Genomic DNA, 16,932 nt, shown 5'->3' with positions numbered 1-16,932 from the left:
GGGATGGTGGTGGCGCTACTGGCTGCCGCCACCGATGTACGTCCAGCGATAATGCGGCGGTGTCGGCCCCTTGTTGCGGCCGCCTTGCTGCATCTGCTCCCACGCATGGGCCAGAATCCCGACCGAGCGGGACAGGCAGAACAACCCGCGCGCCAGCGGCGGCGCGAAGCCAAGTTCGGCGTAAATAACGGCTGTGGCCCCGTCGATATTCATCGGCACGGGCTTGCCTTTGCGGCGGGCCAATTCCGCCTCGATCTGCAGCGCGATCTGGCGGTATTTGCCCTCGCAGGCCCCGTCGGCCACCGCTTTCGTAACCAAATTCATCAGGCGCGGTGCGCGTGGGTCGGTGGGGGTGTGAAACCGATGGCCGAACCCCGGCAGGATTTTTCCCTGCGTTGCGATCCAGTCATCAAGTGCGTCCTGCAGCCCGTTGGGGTGGTCTTCCACGAAGTGATACAGGCCAACCGCCTGTTCACCCGCGCCGCCGTGAACATCGCCCAACAAGTTCACCGCGCTGGCCATCGCGTTATTCAGCGGCAGCCCGCAGGTCACGGCCATGCGGGCAGTTGCGATCGAGGGGGCTTGCGGCCCATGATCCACGGCGGCCACCAAGGCGGCCTCGAACAACTGCGCCTGCGTTGCCGAGGGTTGGTCGCCACGCACCATCAGCCAGATCATCTCGGCAAAGCTGAGATTGCCGATGAGGTCCTGAATCGGCTGCCCGCGCAATTCGATCCGGCCGGGTTCCATGTCGATGATCGCGGTTTTCCACCAGTCGGACACGTCGCTCATATCGCGCCCTCGCGGCATAGGGCGTCGATCTCAGGCTCGGACAGGCCGAGTTCGGACCAGATTGTGGTGTTATCGGCCCCAAGTTCTGGCGGTGCGCTTGCGGGCATCCGGCGGGTGCCATCCATGACCACCGGGCTGCCTGCCAGCTGCATTTCTTCGCCCTGAACATTGAGTTTTCCGATCAGCCCCCGGTCGGCCAGTTGCGGATCAGACAGGGCCTCGGGCACCGTCAGAACCTGCCCGGCTGGCACGCCCAAGGCGTTCAGGTCGCGCACCCAGTCGCTCGCCGCTCGGGTGCGCAGCGTTTTCTCAAGTTGGTCCCGCAATGCGTGGCGGTTCCGTTTCCGATCCTCGCGGGTCGCATAATCGGCGTGATCCAGCAGGTCCCCCCGCCCAAGATGCTGGGCGAGGGCCTGCCACTGCTCGTCGCGGTTGGCCGCGATGTTGATGGGGCTGTCGGCGGTGGCGAAGGTGCCGGACGGGGCGGATGTAGTGTTTTCGTTACCATGCGCGCCGGGGGTCACACCGCCGACAAGATAGTTCGAGACCACCCAGCCCATGGTCGAGATCACGGATTCGGACATAGCCACGTCCAGAAACGCCCCGCGCGGGGTGGCGTTCAGCGCGGCGGCCACGGCAAAAGCGGCGGTCATTCCGCCGACCGTATCCGCAAGCGGATAGCCGACCCGGTAGGGCGCGGTGTCCGCAGCGCCGGTGATGGACATCACGCCGCTGATGCCTTGCACGATCTGATCATAGGCCGGATCATCCCGGCGCGGCCCGTCCTGTCCGAAACCACTGATGGCGCAGTAGATCAAACGTGGGTTTTCGCGGCGCAGCACGTCATATCCAAGGCCAAGACGGTCCATGACGCCGGGGCGGAAGTTTTCGACCAGTACATCCGCTGTGCGCACCAGCCGTTTGAGCAGGTCCTTACCCCGATCGGATTTCATATCCAGCGTGACAGATTTCTTATCCGCGTTCTGCGCCAGAAAGCTGATCCCCATCCCCGCTTTGTTGCGGTCGGGGTCAGCCCCCAGAACGCGGGCAAGGTCGCCGCCGCCTGGGCGTTCGACCTTGATCACCTCGGCCCCCATCAGGGCAAGCTGGTAGCAGCAATAGGGTCCGGCCAGAACGTTGGTCAGGTCCAGAACCCGTATGCCAGCAAGCGGCTCAGTCGCCATCCGCGATCCCGGCCGCCCGCGCCCGTGCGCGCCGCGCACGGTAGCTGGGCAGCAGCACCAGCAAGGCAGCGATCACCAGCAGGCCCAGCGTCATCGGACGTTCCCAGATGAACGCGATGCCATCGTAAAGCTGCATGGAGCGGGCAAAGTTGTCCTCCATCATACCGCCGAGGATGAAGCCGATCAGCAGCGGGGCCAGCGGGTAGTCGGCGAACTTGAGCGCGGTGGCGCATATGCCGAAACCCACAAGGATCAGCAACTCGGTCGCGTTGTTCTGTCCGATATAGGCCCCCATTAGGGTGAAGAACAAAATGAACGGGATCAGGAAGTTGCGCGGAACGGCAAGAACCTTGGCGATGTAGGGGATCAGCGGCAGGTTCAGGATCAGCAGAACCAGATTGCCGATAAACATCGACATGATCACGGCCCAGAAAATCTGCGGATCGTCGATCATCAGCCGCGGCCCCGGTGTGACGTTCAGCGCGATCAGAGCGCCCAGAAGGATGGCGGTCGTTCCGGAACCAGGAATGCCCAGCGTCAGCAGCGGCACGAAAGAACCGGTGCAGGCGGCGTTATTCGCTGTCTCGGGCGCGGCAAGGCCCTTGATCGAGCCCTTGCCGAATTCTTCCTGTTCCTCTTTCGGGGCGATGTTGCGTTCGACCGCGTAGCCGAGGAAGCTGGCGATTGTGGCACCCGCACCGGGCAGAACGCCGATGAAGAAGCCTTGTACCGACTGGCGGCCCACGACCGGAGCGATGGCCTTGGCCTCGTCCTTGGTGATGCGCAAGTCTTTGATCTCGCCGTCATCGCCCTTCAGGTCCTTGGGTTTGAGGACCAGAAACAGCGCCTCGGGCAGGGCGAACATCGCCATGGCGAGGGTGATGAAGCCAAAGCCGGATTGCAGGTCCATGATGCCCATGGTGAAACGCGGCAGGTTGAACAGCGCGCCTTCGCCAACGGTTGCCATGATCAAGCCGAGGACGGTCATGATCATCGCCTTGGCCACCTGACCGGACCCGGCAAAGGCGGCGATGGCCGACAGGCCGACGACCATCAGCGCAAAATACTCGGCAGAATGGAACAGAAGCGCGACCGAGGACAGGGCCGGGGCGAAGACCATCAGCAGGACTGCGCCCAGCGTGCCACCCGCGAAACTGGCGATGGCGGCAATGGTCAGCGCTTTGCCGGCCTTGCCCTGACGGGCCATCGGATAGCCATCAAAGCTTGAGGCCACCGTGCCCGCGACCCCCGGCGCGTTCAGCAGGATGGAGGAGGTCGAGCCGCCGAAGATGGCCCCGTAATACACGCCTGCCAAAAGGATCAGCGCGGCTGAGGGGTCGCCCATGGAAATCGCGACCGGGATCATGATGGCGATGATCGACATCGGGCCGAGACCCGGCAACATGCCGATAAATGTGCCGATCAGACAGCCCGCAATCACCATCAGCAGGTTTTGGATTGAGAATGCCGTTTGCAGGCCGATCAGAAGTCCTTCAAGCATGTCAGCCTCCGAAAAAGCCCGGCAGGGGGCGCATGTAGATGCCAAGGACTTCCTGAACCAGATACCAGACGAACCCGGTTGCGATCAGGGCGACGGGCAGCATGATGTGCCACTTGCGCTCGCCCAGAATAAACGAGCCAAGGATCAGGAAGGCCGAGGTTGAGATCAGGAACCCGACAGGGCGCAGGCACAGAGCGTAGACCACCATCAATGCCAGCAGCATCAGGGCTTGACCAAGGTGGTATTCGCCCAACCGCCTGTAGTCGATATCCGCCTCTTTCAGTTCGGATTTCTCGAACCCCAGCAGGATGATGGCCGAGGCGATGATGCCCAGAACCGACAGCACTTTGGGAAAGGTGCTTGGCCAGATGGGGTTGCGCTGCATGAAAGGGGGCAAGCTGCCATCCATCGTGAACCAGGCGGCGTAGCCATAGGTCATGCAGACCCCAAGCAGAATAAGCGCGATCCAGCGATCTAGCGCCATGATGTCCCCTCCCTTATATGGTCTTTGAGTGTGGCAGAGCGGCGAACCGCTCTGCCTTGGGTGGTGCTTACAGGAAGCCCAGCTTCTTCATCAGATCGCTGATCTGCTGTTCCTGCTGCTCGAGGAAGGTCGAGAAGTCGTCGCCCGAGTTGTGGATGTTGACCCAACCGTTGCGTGAGCGCACTTCTTCCCATTCAGGGGTGTCATACATCTTGGCGATGGCGTCCTGATAGGCGACCAGCTTGTCCTCGGGCAGGCCGGGGGCAGCAAAGAAGCCGCGCCAGTTGACGAAGGTGGTGTCGATACCCTGTTCCTTCATGGTCTGCGCATCGGGGGCTGCGTCCACACGGTCGTCCGACGTTACGCCGATGATTTTCACTTCGCCCGCGTTGGCCAGATCAACCGCTTCCGAGAAGCCGGTGGACAGGGCTGCGATCTCACCCGACAGCAGGGCTGCCATGGCTTTGCCGCCTGCGTCATAGGGGATGTACTTGACACCCAGCGCGTCCTTGCCAGCCGCTTCCATCACCATTGCGGCAACCAAATGGTCCATGCCGCCCGGGACTGAGCCGCCGCCGATAGCCGTACCCGACGGGTCGGCGTCAAACGCGGCCAGGAGATCTTCCATCGAGTTGATCGGGCTGTCCTTGCCCACAACCAGCGCGGCATAGTCACCGATGGTGCCCGATACCAGCGTCAGGTCGCGGAAGTTATGTGGAAACACGCCCGTCAGCGAGCGGATCACGATGGGGGTCGAGTTGACCATCAGCGTGCCATGGTTGCTGTCTGCGTTTTCGATCAGAAAGCCGATGGCCTTGCCGCCACCGCCGCCGGACATGTTCTCGTAAGAGGCGGTGCCTACAAGACCCGCCTTGGTCAGCGCCTCGCCCGTGCCGCGCGCGGTGCCATCCCAGCCGCCGCCTGCGCCGCCGGGGATCAGAAAGTGGATGCTGTCCACGACCTGATCTTCGGCCAGCGCGGGGCCGGTCAGGCCAACAGCAGCCACGGCTGCGATCAGGGCGCGGCGGCCCAGTTTGAAAGTCGTCATGTTTTCCTCCCATTTGACAATCGGCCGCAGGGCGGCTCAGATCATGCTGAACCAAAACACATCAACCTGACATCAACCTGTCACGCGCGAAAAAACTGCTGGGACGCGATGAAATTTCTGCTGGTCGAAGATAATCAGGACCTCGCGAATGCGATCAGTTCCCGTATGCGGCTGGACGGCCATGTTGTTGATCACGCAGCGAAATTAGAGGACGCGACCGCCTTTGTGGAGACCGGCGAATACGACCTGATCCTGCTGGACATCATGCTGCCCGATGGCGACGGGCGCGATTTCCTCAAACTTCATCGCGCCAGTCATCTGGACACGCCTGTCATCGTTTTGACCGCGCGCAGTCAGGTCTCGGATCGAATCGGCTCGCTCGATCTGGGGGCGGATGACTATGTCACTAAACCCTTCGATCATGCCGAGCTTGAGGCCCGGTGCCGCGCCGTTTTGCGCCGCCAGTCCGGTATTTCGAAATCGACGATTGAATTTGGCGGCATCGTCTTTGACCCGGTGGCTGGTCATCTGACCGTCGGCGGGAATGCCGTGCCGCTCAGAAACCGCGAACTGCGCCTGCTTGAGCTGTTCGTAAATGCCCCCGGTCAGGTGTTTTCGAAACAGAAGCTGGCCGATCGGCTGTTTTCCTATGACGAAGATGTTTCGGACAACGCGATTGAGGTCTATGTGGGCCGCCTGCGCAAACATCTGGAGAAGTCTGATCTGAAAATCACCACCCTGCGCGGGTTAGGCTACAGGCTGGATCATGGCGGCTAGTCCAACCGTTTCCGGATCGCTGAGAAACCGTCTGGTGCTGACCCTGATCGGCGGGGCGGCGATCCTTGCGCTGCTGCTGTTCTTTGCGGTGCGCAACTACGCCGCCCAGGTGGCTCAGCAGGGGCAGGACAACATTCTGGGCGCGTCGGTGACGTCGATATTGGACGCAGCCGCCCTGCGGGACGGAGAGCTTGAGGTCGACATCCCCTATGCGGCGTTTTCAATGCTCACCACCCCGGCGGATGACCGGGTGTTCTATGCCATTTTCCAAGACGGAGAGTTCCTGTCGGGCTATCAGGATTTACCGCTGACCCAAGTGGCGGCAGATGGCAGATGGGCGTTCCGGTCCGGTGAGGTGCGCGGCGAAAACGTCCGACAGGTCAGTGCCAGCCGCACTTTGGTGGGGCTGGGCCGGCAGACCGAAATTGAGGTGGCGCTGGGACAGACACAGGACGCGCTGGCCGAGACGTTGGACCAGATCTCGCGCAATGCGGCGTTGCTGGGGCTGGGGTTCTTTGCGCTGGCTGCCGGGCTGTCCTTTTGGGCGACTTCATCAACCATCGGTCAGCTTAACAAGCTGACCCATTCGGTCACACGCCGCGGGCCGCAGGATCTGAGCCCGTTCCGAAAGCCGGTGCCGCGCGAGATGGCACCGCTTGTCACATCGCTGAATTCACTGATGGGGCGGCTGGACCAGTCGCTGAGCCAATCCGAAGATTTCATCGCTGAGGCCGCACATCGGGTGAGAACACCGCTGGCGACGGTGCGATCCTATGCCGATGCCACCCTGCACCGGGTCGAAAAGGAAGAAAACCGCGAGGCGTTGCGATCCATGGTCCGGGCCATCGACGAAAGCTCGCGCGCGGCGGGGCAGTTGCTGGATCACGCGATGATCACCTTCCGCGCCGACCATCTGGTGCGCGAGGATATTGATCTGGTCGCCCTCATCCGCGAGCTTGTACAGCGGCTGACCCCGATCGCTGAGATGAAGGACCTGTCCCTGTCCCTGACCGGGGACCGCGAACTGACCTATTCCGGCGATCCGATCCTGATCCAGAACGCGGTGCGCAACATGATCGACAACGCGCTGAAGTATGCGCCTACGGACAGCACCGTGATCATTGACGTGACTGCCGTTCCGGGCGTTCAGATTAAGGTCATAGATCAGGGCCCCGGTTTTCCTGCGGACGAGATCGAAACGCTGACACGGCGGTTCGAGCGGGGCCAGAACGCCACGGGCACCATCGGTTCGGGGCTGGGGTTGACCATCGCGCAGGATGTTGCCACAGCGCATGGCGGTTCGCTTGCGCTCACCAACCAACCGAAGGGCGGCGCATGCGTTATCTTATCGCTCTGATCCTTTGCCTGTTTTCCGCCGCCGCATGGGCCAGCGAATGGGAGGACCAGCGGGTCTTCAACCCGGACGCCGAAGGCGCGCGCCTGCGCGTGATCTCCAGCACCGACACCGCCTTGTTCGCGCCAATAATCGAGGGGTTCGTGGCCGAGAATCCCTCGATCTCGGTCGAGTATCTGGTAACTGGCACAGCCGATATCGACAGGCTTGTCCGGGCGATGCCCGATGCGTTCGACATCGTCATCTCCAGCGCCATGGACCTGCAGCTGAAACTGGCCAATGACGGGTTCGCCCTGCCGGTCGAGGATGTCGCCCTTCCGCCCTGGGCCCAATGGCACGACCGCCTGTTCGCCTTCACGTCCGAACCCGCGACAATCGTGGTCAATCGCGACGCCTTCGCGGGCGGGCCGATCCCGCAAACACGTCAGGACCTGATCGAAACCCTGCGCGCGCGCCCCGAGGAGTTTCGTGGCAAGGTCGGGACTTATGACATAAGGCAATCCGGGCTGGGCTATCTGTTTGCCACGCAGGATGCGCGCGCCTCCGAGACCTATTGGCGGCTGATGGAGGTTCTGGGCGGGCTGGATGTGCGCCTGTACTGCTGTTCCGCCGATATGATCAACGATCTGGCCGACGGAGAAATCGCGGTCGCCTATAATGTGCTGGGCAGCTATGCCGCTGTCAGGGCCGAGGGGAAAGACTCGCTTGAGATCATTCTGCCATCGGATTTCCAGACCACCATGATGCGCACGGCGATGGTCTTGCAGGACGCCCAAGACCCGAAATCTGCCGCGATGTTCGTGCGGCACCTGATCGCGAAGAACAGCGAACCTTCAGGAGAGGGGTTCGCGCTGCCTCGGCTGGTGTCCGGCACCGAAACGGACGAACGTGCGGCCATATCGCTGGACCCGGCGCTGCTGACCTTTCTTGATCGGTTGAAGCGAAAGAAATTCCTGTCGGAATGGGAAAACGCGGTTATTCAACGCTAGCGGGTGCTTTGGCCTGCGGGCCGTCTGCAAGGCTTTGCGGCAGGCCGTCGCTCCACTTCCGAAGTTCTTCCAGAAACCCCAGCGCGGTGCGCCCAAAGTCGGTGATCGAGTACTGGACGGAGACTGGCGCGGTATCCATTACTTGCCGGTGGACAAGGCCCTGCGCCTCAAGTTGCCTCAGACGTTCCGAGATCATCTTTTTGCTGGCCCCGCCGATCATCCGGGACAGGTCGTTGAAGCGGACCGGTTCGTCCCGCAGATGCCAGAGGATCGATCCCGTCCATTTGCCACCGATAATCCGCATGCCGCGTTCGATGGCGCAGGGCTCGGTACAGGCGTGGGCCACTGTGCGGCGACCTTTGGCGTCTTCCTCGATCATCGCATGCATCGCGCGGTTCCATCTCGTTTCAGGTGGTTACAAAAAGTATACTGGTTGCTTTTCTTTTCTTACTTGCCCAACTTCTGCTCAGGCCCCCTGCAAGTCAAGGAGGCAGCTTTGGCCTTGAGGATATGGATATGAGCAACATCCTGCCTGTGAACGACACGCAACTTTGCGAATTTGCGCCCGGACGGCTGAACGCCAGCTTGACCGAACGGGCCCGTGCGCAACTTTCTGAGCAGGCGCATGTAGTACAGATCACCTCCGTGGCCGATGTTGACAATTCCAAGGCCGAAGTTGACGCACATCTGAACCCCCCGTTTGTCGAGGTCGAAAATGTCCCAGCCTGATATCCATCTCTCTACCGCCGGAACTATGAACGGCTACAAGCCAGTCGTATTCCTCGAAGAAGCGGGCGTTCCCTACGACCTGACCCATGTCAACTTCTCCAAACAGGAACAGAAAGCGCCCAACTATCTGGCGCTGAACCCCAATGGCAAGATCCCGACGATCTACGACCGGGCCGAGGGGCGCGCGATCTTTGAAAGCGGTGCGATCCTTTGGCATCTGGCCGAAAAGTATGGAAAATTTCTGCCAACTGATCCGGTTAAACGGTCGGAAGTCATGCAATGGGTGTTCTTTCAGGTCGGCCATGTCGGCCCGATGATGGGGCAGGCGATGTATTTCCAGCATATCGCCGCCCCGAACGGGCACGAGGAACCGTTTTCGATCCGCCGTTACGTCGACGAAAGCCGCCGTCTGTTAGAGGTGATGAACACCCGTTTGGACGGGCGCGACTGGATCGCTGCCGAGGAATACACCATCGCGGATATGATGCTGTACCCGTGGGCGCGCGCCTATGTCTGGGCGCGGGTCGAGGTTGACGACCTGCCGCATCTGAAAGCGTGGTTTGATCGGATCGACGCCCGGCCTGCGGTGCAAAAGGCGCTGACCATTCCCAAGGCGAACCCGCAATTCTGGGACAAGGACGCCGACGCCAGCGCCTTTGCCAAAGAAAACGCCGCCCGGTTTGCGGGCGACGTCAAGAAAGGCTGAGCCAGAGTGCTGATGGCTGGCTTATTCCTGGGAAGAGCGATTGAGCAAACTCATTTGACTGATCCAAGTTGATTGTTAATTTGGCGTGCTACAGGGTCGCAGCCGCCTCAGCCAACCCGATCTATCAACGCCATAAGCGCCTCAGGTGACTAATTGCCTTTAGAACTTAAGAGCTCAAATCCGAGACGGCATCGTCCAAGGTCAGGCAACCACGCAGAATAAGGCCATATTTTACACGCTACAAGAGAACTGCAGAGCGCCTTCATCCATATCGGACGTTCCTCTTGGGTATTGCCTCAAGATGTTTTCGGCTTCATTCAACAGACAAGCGGTTGCGGCTGCTCCTGTCGGGCCACCATCTGCTAGTCTGACACTCCTATGTTTCGACTTTTGGTGGCTGGCCAAAAACAAATTACCCCTCTAAAGGTCTCTTGTGCGAAACTGGGTCTAGAAAGCTCTGTACCTATGAAAAAATCCGATATTTTTGTGGGTGTTTGCTATCATAAGCAATCACCGGTGATTTCCACTGAGATACTCAATCCCATTCATGTTGGTGCTGCGTCTTCTCAGGTCAAACTGGACTTTGCAATTGCTGATAATACTGGCACCAACATCTCGGACAAGAATCGGAAATGGTGCGAACTGACTGCAGCTTATTGGATGAAACACAACGTTGACGCTGATTTCTACGGCTTAATGCACTATCGTCGGCTGCTTTCTTTCTCTCCCAAAATCAAATCAGATAAGTCTTTTGTTTGGGCAAGAAAATCGGATTTTAAGCGTTTTGCTTGGGATGATCAGTCGATACGAAATCAAATGAATGTATGCGACATTGTAACCCCTCCGCTCTACAGAATTCATCCGGCTGGCTTACCGGAACTCTTGCTTACGAATTATGATATGTACGCTCGCGATCACTTCGTTAAGGACATGGACATATGTCTGGATGTTTGTCGTGAGTCTAACCGTGACTTATTCCCGTTTCTGCTTCAAACGCTGAACGACACGAAAACGCGTTTTGGTAACATGTTCATAATGCGCCGAGAATTGTTCTTCGAGTACACCGATTGGATCTTTCCAATCTTGGAAAACACAGAGCGCCAGATTGACAGTTCAAACTACGACAACTACCAATCCCGTGTAATTGGCTTTTTGGCGGAGCGATTGACAGAATCTTACTTTCGCTATGCTCAAACGGTTAAGGGCGCAAGGGTCAAGGAATGCCCAGTTGCATTTGCGGCCAAGCCTCCTCACAAAGCTCTGGTGGCAAATAAACTGAAAACCGCTGAGAGACTAATACCAAAAAAAACGGCTTCTTCTAACGTGCCGAACGAACCAATAAACATTGCGTTTGCGATCGACGAGGTCTATGCAAAGCATGCTGCCGCTTCACTTCATTCGGTCCTATTGAATGCTGAAACTCCGGCTCGTTATAACAGCTATGTCTTCCATAAAGGCGATTTGACACCGGACTCCCGCCAGAAACTTGAAGCCGTCTCCAGTGACTTTAGCGCGCGTATTGAATTTGTCGAAGTCCCTGTGGATAGTCTGCAGTGGTTGCCATTGAATCGGCCTCACATTTCTTTGACAACATATTATAGATTGGTCATGGACAAGTTTCTGCCTTCTCACGTAAAACGCGTGATCTACATGGACGCAGATACTGTTGCTACTTCGGCGCTAGAAGAGTTGTGGGATATCGATCTTGATGGTCGCATTATTGCGGGTGCACCCGACGAAGGCGGCGTTCAACAGTCTCGACGCCTTAGATTGAGTACAACCCATCCGTACTTCAACGCCGGTATCTTGATATTGGATACTGCAGGGCTCAGGCGTATGGATTTGCATGCTTCTGTTTTGAATGCGTTTGAGCAATACGGAAAATTCATTACGCTGCAAGATCAGGACTTGCTTAACATTATTTTTGAAAACCGCACCACGAGTCTTGACCTGAAATGGAACGTAAACAACCGGATCTTCATGAAAAACGAACTGGATCCCGCATACTCTGATGAGCAGTCCGACGCTGCCGCCGCTGACCCTGGCATCTTACATTTTACCGACAAGCGCAAACCTTGGCACCTAAAGTGCTACAACCCATACTATGACTTGTACTGGTTTCATCTCAACCAAACGCCTTGGGCTGAGACCAAGTTTGGAAATATGCGGCGGAGGGTTATGCGAGCATTGTGGTGCCGATTCAACTCACGTTACAGACAGAACATGTCTGAAGTCTCTCGGTGCCTTCCATAGGTCTGATGCACTGAAAAATTTTCCGATAGGTACATAAACCCGATTAGTCTGACCGACCTAAAATAAGTTGGATGGCTGACATACTCCGTTGTCTCCTGAGTGAGGAAATTCAACCTGTAGTCGCAATTTATTTGAGAAACATTTCATACTTGTCCGAGAATTCTTTCAACCCGCAAGGTCCAGCAGCAAACTCTGCGATTGCAGGGTCGTCGAAATACGCTAAGTCTCTTTTCCGGTTCCGATTTGACTGGGTAGACGTCGGTTTTCCGATTGCTTTAGACATAGCGGAGGACAAATCCGAAATAACTTGGCGACGTTTTTTGGATTTGAAAATTTTTCCGTTTCTTTCAATTATTTTCCCTTTCGATAGATCCTCAAAACAAAAGAACGGGCCAAGGGACGTTAGTATTCTGTTGTGATCCACAATGCTTTTGACATCTTGCGACAAAAGGAAAGCCTTGAACCTATGTTGTTCGGGTATTGAGCGCCAGAGATGGCTCCGCGCAGTGGGTTTCTGTTTAGCTAAGGCGAAGTGATATAGCGAAACCAGTTGTGACCTAGGATCTCTAACTGCATTGATAACCTGTACTTCCTGATCTATAATACTGTTAAGGGCATTCCGACTCCCAATATGGCCGACTAGAAACTCTCCATGGGACAATATGCGCGAAACTACATCAGCTGGAATGTCAACTCTACGCCCGTCTGGATCCCAGTGAATCTGGTTGTCAGGAGTATTGCGGTTATCGTGAAAAAAGTGATCTGCCAGATGCAAACGTACTTGCGAATAGCCTGATATCGACAAAGCTTCCGCCAGCAGGTAAGTGCCCGCCTTAGGCACAGTATTGACAACAACTTTCGGCAGATCGCTTGGTTTTGGTGCCCCTAATCCAAAAATGTGCTTTAAATAGTGTTTCGCACCCGATACTCTCCGAAAATTTGGACCATCTTTTTCTCGCTCAAACTCAACAGTTTTTCGACCGTCATCGGCCAGCAAAATTAGATTTTTCCCATCAAAAGAAAACCGCGATTCCTTTTTATTTGAATAGCCCGTAATTCGACCGCTACTGTCGAAACACATGAAACCAAACGGTTCTCTACCCACATGCCCATAGTGGTAGATTTGCCTGAAAAGACTAAATTCACTGGCGTTCTGCAACTCGTAGCCTCATATCTTGTCCAAGATCATTTCACTGATGTTCTCTCTTAGGTGAGGCTTCGACAGTAACACCTGGGATACAGGAGATAGTAATTTCTGCACACCGATACGATGCAGAATGGTTCGTAACGTCTACGACGGGTCGATTTGCTTGTCTAGCAAGTAATGGCTTTGATCCAGTGGTGAAGCATAGTTTCCTTGTACACACTTGGACTTGGTGTCCTTTCAGAATTCCAAAGGTCAACTTCTCCAAAAGGCAACTTGGTGCTTTAGCTCCGGATGGGCTCAGGGATTGGATGCTGGGTTGCGGTCTAAGCCACTGTAGCATAACTATTTTATTTGGTGTCTATTCGCTTAAAGAACGATTCAATGAAGACTGGGTTCGTTGACGAGCACGCAGGTTCCGTCTCTTGTTGTTAGAGGTTTGTTTTCCAACAGGTCTTGCCATGCTGCCTTTGAAAGGCTGCCCTTTCCCGCAGGTTGCCGTTTCGCACCTCGATTAATTCTATCTGCGCTGCACTCGCGATCTGGAAGAGATCTTAGCCAAACACGGTGCCCAAGTTGATCACACGGGTCTCCACGCGTGGATTGTAAATTACTCGCCTATGATCGCTGTGTGAGCACAGTCGATTAAGCGCGCGACGTAGAAATTTTCGTGCGCGGACGAAACCCACCTGCGTGTTCGCGGTATGTGGATGTATCCCTATCCAGCTTTGGACAAGGCTGATATCACGTTTGGTTCTATTTTTGCTCTGGTCAGAAGTGACCTTCCGTTTTTTGGATGTTCGGTCAATTCGAAGGGACGCTACGTTCTGCAGGCTTTGGCCTCCAATGGTTTTCCACGTAATCGTTGAACCAAAGAACTGACAGCCGGTTCATTCCCGGAAGGCGCGGTTGAAGTAATCGGCCATCGGTTTCACCAGGTATGACAGCGGCGTGCGTTCGTCGGTCTTGATCATGGTCTCGACCGGCATGCCGGGCAGCAGTTCCTGTCCGTTCAGCCGTTCGACTTGGCCTTCGTCCGGGGCCACTTCGGCGCGGTAGAAGGTGAAGCCTGTCTGCTCGTCGGTGAACGTATCGGCCGAGACGTTCACCACATGGCCGTCCAGTTCCGGGGTTTCACGCTGATTAAAGGCGGAAAAGCGCAGGGCGACGGGCTGGCCTACATGCAACTGGTCCACATGGATCGCATCCACCCGTGCCGCGACCAGCAAAGGCGTGTCCTGCGGCACGACATAGAGCATCGGTTCGCCCGGCTGAATCACCGATTGCAGGGCAAAGACCTGACTGTCATAGACGCGGCCTGTAACCGGGGCGCGTATATCCAGTCGCGACAGACGCTCGGCCAGCGACAGGCGCCGTTCGGCCAGTTCGGCGATCTGGGTCTGGACCTCGCGCAGAGTGGTGATCGCCTCTTCGCGCCGAGTGGCGGACAGTTCGACAATCTCGATCTCGGTCGCAGCGATCTGGCCTTTCAGGCGCGCCACGGCGGCTTCGAGCCTGCCGATTTCACCGGTCAGACTGGCCTCTTCGCGCTGCAGGGCCAGAACCCGGCTGACCTGCGTCAGGCCTCGTTCCAACAGGCTTTGCTGGTCCTCCAGTTCAGCCTGAATAAGTTCGACCTGACGGCGCAGGGATACAAGCTGGGCTTCGGTGCCTTCGATTTCGCTTTCGATCTGAACCAGTTGTTTGCTCAGCTGTTCCGTCTGCTTGTTCTTCGTTTCCAGTCGCGCGTCAAACAGGCTTTGCTGTCCGGAGATCAGATCGGGCGCGATTTCGTATTCCTGCTGCACTTCACCCAGTCGTGTCGCCAACTGGTCCGAGTCTTCGCCATCGCGCTCGGCCTCCAAACGGGCCCGCCGGGCCAGAAGTTCGAACAGTTGCGTCTCGACAATTGTCTGTTCCGAGGAAAGGAACGTGTCGTCAAGCCGCAAAAGCATATCGCCCTCGGCCACCACATCGCCATTGCGAACGAAAATCTCGCCGACAACGCCGCCGTCGGGGTGTTCAACCACTTGCCGGTTGCTTTGCACCTCGATCACACCGGACGAAACGATGGCACCGGCAAGCTGCGTTTTGATGGACCAGATGCCCAGCCCGCCGACCAGAATGGCCAGTGCGGCAAATCCGACCATCGCAGGCACGGTGATCCGCCAGACGGGGCGGGCTTTCTGTTTTGTCTTAGCGGACATTATTCACCTACCTGGCTGAGCTTGCGTTTGATCGCACCTGCATTCTGCACCATGGCGTTCAGCACCTCATCCCGGCTGCCGAATTTCACCACCTGACCCTTTTCGACCACCGCCAGGTCGTCACACTCGGAAATCGCCTGCGGTCGGTGGGTCATGATGATCGCCGCTTTGCCGGCCGCTTTCAGCCCGCGCACGGCGGCATTCAGCGCCTCGGTACCGTCCGCATCCAGCGCCGAGTTCGGCTCGTCCAGGATCAGCAGCACCGGATCGCCGTAAAGCGCCCGCGCCAGTGCGATGCGCTGTTTCTGGCCGCCGGATAGTTGGCTGTCATTGCCCTCCAGAAAGGTGTCATAGCCTTTTTCCAGCGTCAGGATCAGGTCATGCGCCTTGGCTTTTTTGGCTGCTTCGACAACGGCCTGAGGGTCCGGGTTTTCAGACATGCGGGCGATATTTTCGGCAACGGTGCCGTTAAACAGCGTGACCGTTTGCGGCAGGTACCCGATGTGATGGCCCAGATCGTCAGGGTCGTACTGGTCCAGCGTTGCGCCACCCAGCCGGATTTCCCCCGCAGCGGGTTGCCACAGGCCCAGCAAAGCCTTGGCCAGGGTTGTTTTGCCGGACCCGCTTTTGCCGATGACGCCAAGTGCTTTTCCGGGCTCAAGGCCCAGGCTGACATTGCGCAGCGTCGGGGTCGACGCGCCGGGCGGGATGACAGTCAGGGTTTTGGCCGTCAGGCGGGCCGCAGGTGTTGGCAGCTTGGTACGCGCGCGCTCTGGCGGGGTCTGATCCAGAAACCGGCTGAGTGATATCCACGCTGTCCGCGTGCGTTCGATCATGCCCCATTGACCCACCGCCTGTTCCACCGGGGCCAACGCGCGGCCCAGCAGGATCGACCCGGCAATCATCGCCCCCGGCGTCAATTCATTCTGCAGCACCAGATAGGCACCCAAGGCCAGCATGGCCGATTGCAGGAACAGCCGCAGCGACTTGGTCAGGGACGTAAAGCTGCCGGTCCAGTCGCTGGCCGCGATAGTCTGGTTCAGCGCGTCCGAGCGTTGGTTCAGCCAGCGTTTGGTCACGTCCTCTTGCATGCCCTGCGAGCGCACGACCTCGGCCGCCTGCCGGGCGTGTTCGGCAAAGGCGTTTGCGCGGGCAGACGAGGTCTGCGCCTCGGCCACTTTGCGGTGGGTCAGCGCCTGGTTCAGCAGGGCGATGACGATCAGCAGACCGCCGCCTGCGACGGCCAGCCAGCCCAGCAGTGGATGGAACAGGAAGATCGCCGCCAGAAAGACCGGGGTCCACGGAATATCCATCACCGCAAGCAGCACGGGCGAGGCGCAAAGCCTTTGAATGGTCTCAAGATCCCGCAACGCGGTTGCTGGGGCAGACCGGGTCTGAGGGATCAGGGACCGGCGCAGGGTGGCGTCGAAAACACGCTCATCCAGTTGCGACTGGAAGCGGGCGCCGAACCGCGCCACGATCCGGCCACGGGCGAAATCCAGCATCGCCATCAGCCCATAGAGCAAGGCAACCAGCAGGAACAGGGCGGTCAGCGTTTCAACGGCGCGCGAGCCCAGAACCCGGTCATAGACCTGCAGCATGAACAGGGGGCCGGTCAGCATCAACAAATTGACGAAGATGCTGAACAAAAAGGCCAGCCCCAAAAAGGTTACGCCCTGATTGCGCACATTGTGCAGTTCATGACGGGGGGCCGCAGAATTACGGGTATTCGGTTTCAAGGTTTTTCTTCCGCAACAGGCAGTG

At 57.8% G+C, this 16,932-nt stretch carries 15 protein-coding genes; 6 read left to right on the top strand and 9 right to left on the bottom strand.

The window, feature by feature from the left end:
* Nucleotides 1-15 precede the first annotated feature (15 nt).
* The 5 genes from ACR0JN_RS15795 to ACR0JN_RS15775 form a co-directional block, all read right to left on the bottom strand.
* On the bottom strand, nt 16-792 hold the full coding sequence (locus ACR0JN_RS15795) for a citryl-CoA lyase (protein ID WP_480886990.1): 777 nt from the start codon (nt 790-792) through the stop codon (nt 16-18).
* Nucleotides 789-1,976, bottom strand: coding sequence for a CaiB/BaiF CoA transferase family protein (locus ACR0JN_RS15790; protein ID WP_480886988.1), 1,188 nt, complete (start codon nt 1,974-1,976; stop codon nt 789-791). The genes ACR0JN_RS15795 and ACR0JN_RS15790 overlap by 4 nt, the downstream gene beginning before the upstream one ends.
* Nucleotides 1,966-3,477 carry a tripartite tricarboxylate transporter permease gene (locus tag ACR0JN_RS15785; RefSeq protein ID WP_480886987.1) on the bottom strand — a complete coding sequence of 504 codons (1,512 nt, stop codon included), beginning with the start codon at nt 3,475-3,477 and terminating at the stop codon, nt 1,966-1,968. Before ACR0JN_RS15785 ends, ACR0JN_RS15790 begins: the two co-directional genes overlap by 11 nt.
* 1 nt (nt 3,478) lies before the next feature.
* The gene (locus ACR0JN_RS15780; RefSeq protein WP_480816281.1) at nt 3,479-3,961 is read right to left on the bottom strand and encodes a tripartite tricarboxylate transporter TctB family protein; all 483 of its coding nucleotides are present in this window, start codon (nt 3,959-3,961) and stop codon (nt 3,479-3,481) included.
* Between the two features lie 67 nt (nt 3,962-4,028).
* On the bottom strand, nt 4,029-5,009 hold the full coding sequence (locus ACR0JN_RS15775) for a Bug family tripartite tricarboxylate transporter substrate binding protein (protein ID WP_480886984.1): 981 nt from the start codon (nt 5,007-5,009) through the stop codon (nt 4,029-4,031).
* Between the two features lie 108 nt (nt 5,010-5,117).
* Between ACR0JN_RS15775 and ACR0JN_RS15770 the strand changes: the two genes are divergently transcribed.
* From ACR0JN_RS15770 to ACR0JN_RS15760, 3 genes are read left to right on the top strand one after another with little or no spacing between them, the layout of a single operon-like run.
* Nucleotides 5,118-5,786, top strand: coding sequence for a response regulator transcription factor (locus tag ACR0JN_RS15770; RefSeq protein WP_480886982.1), 669 nt, complete (start codon nt 5,118-5,120; stop codon nt 5,784-5,786).
* Nucleotides 5,776-7,143, top strand: a complete 1,368-nt coding sequence (locus ACR0JN_RS15765; RefSeq protein ID WP_480886980.1) for a sensor histidine kinase — start codon at nt 5,776-5,778, stop codon at nt 7,141-7,143. Before ACR0JN_RS15770 ends, ACR0JN_RS15765 begins: the two co-directional genes overlap by 11 nt.
* Entirely contained in the window at nt 7,122-8,129 is a 1,008-nt protein-coding gene (locus tag ACR0JN_RS15760; RefSeq protein WP_480886976.1) for an ABC transporter substrate-binding protein, read from the top strand. The genes ACR0JN_RS15765 and ACR0JN_RS15760 overlap by 22 nt, the downstream gene beginning before the upstream one ends.
* Here the strand turns inward: ACR0JN_RS15760 and ACR0JN_RS15755 are convergent.
* On the bottom strand, nt 8,116-8,517 hold the full coding sequence (locus ACR0JN_RS15755) for a winged helix-turn-helix transcriptional regulator (protein ID WP_480886973.1): 402 nt from the start codon (nt 8,515-8,517) through the stop codon (nt 8,116-8,118). The genes ACR0JN_RS15760 and ACR0JN_RS15755 overlap by 14 nt on opposite strands.
* A 128-nt stretch (nt 8,518-8,645) precedes the next feature.
* On the opposite strand from ACR0JN_RS15755, the gene ACR0JN_RS15750 reads away from it, so the two are divergent.
* The 3 genes from ACR0JN_RS15750 to ACR0JN_RS15740 all read left to right on the top strand — a co-directional run bounded on the left by ACR0JN_RS15750 (nt 8,646) and on the right by ACR0JN_RS15740 (nt 11,817).
* Complete coding sequence (locus ACR0JN_RS15750; RefSeq protein ID WP_480886971.1) at nt 8,646-8,858, top strand: hypothetical protein; 213 nt, start codon at nt 8,646-8,648, stop codon at nt 8,856-8,858.
* Nucleotides 8,845-9,564, top strand: coding sequence for a glutathione S-transferase family protein (locus ACR0JN_RS15745; RefSeq protein WP_480886970.1), 720 nt, complete (start codon nt 8,845-8,847; stop codon nt 9,562-9,564). The genes ACR0JN_RS15750 and ACR0JN_RS15745 overlap by 14 nt, the downstream gene beginning before the upstream one ends.
* A 465-nt stretch (nt 9,565-10,029) precedes the next feature.
* Nucleotides 10,030-11,817, top strand: a complete 1,788-nt coding sequence (locus tag ACR0JN_RS15740) for a DUF4422 domain-containing protein (RefSeq protein WP_480886969.1) — start codon at nt 10,030-10,032, stop codon at nt 11,815-11,817.
* A 127-nt stretch (nt 11,818-11,944) separates the two neighbouring features.
* On the opposite strand, the gene ACR0JN_RS15735 is transcribed toward ACR0JN_RS15740, so the two are convergent.
* The 3 genes from ACR0JN_RS15735 to ACR0JN_RS15725 form a co-directional block, all read right to left on the bottom strand.
* Nucleotides 11,945-12,976, bottom strand: coding sequence for a sulfotransferase domain-containing protein (locus tag ACR0JN_RS15735; RefSeq protein ID WP_480886967.1), 1,032 nt, complete (start codon nt 12,974-12,976; stop codon nt 11,945-11,947).
* Between the two features lie 875 nt (nt 12,977-13,851).
* Entirely contained in the window at nt 13,852-15,168 is a 1,317-nt protein-coding gene (locus tag ACR0JN_RS15730; RefSeq protein ID WP_480886966.1) for an HlyD family type I secretion periplasmic adaptor subunit, read from the bottom strand.
* Nucleotides 15,168-16,907: a type I secretion system permease/ATPase gene (locus ACR0JN_RS15725; protein WP_480886965.1), complete on the bottom strand. Its 1,740-nt coding sequence runs from the start codon at nt 16,905-16,907 to the stop codon at nt 15,168-15,170. Before ACR0JN_RS15725 ends, ACR0JN_RS15730 begins: the two co-directional genes overlap by 1 nt.
* Nucleotides 16,908-16,932: the final 25 nt, after the last annotated feature.

Source organism: Ruegeria sp. G12, assembly GCF_056533565.1.
Note: the sequence above shows the minus strand (reverse complement) of the source record. Positions and strands in the feature narration are given on the sequence as shown.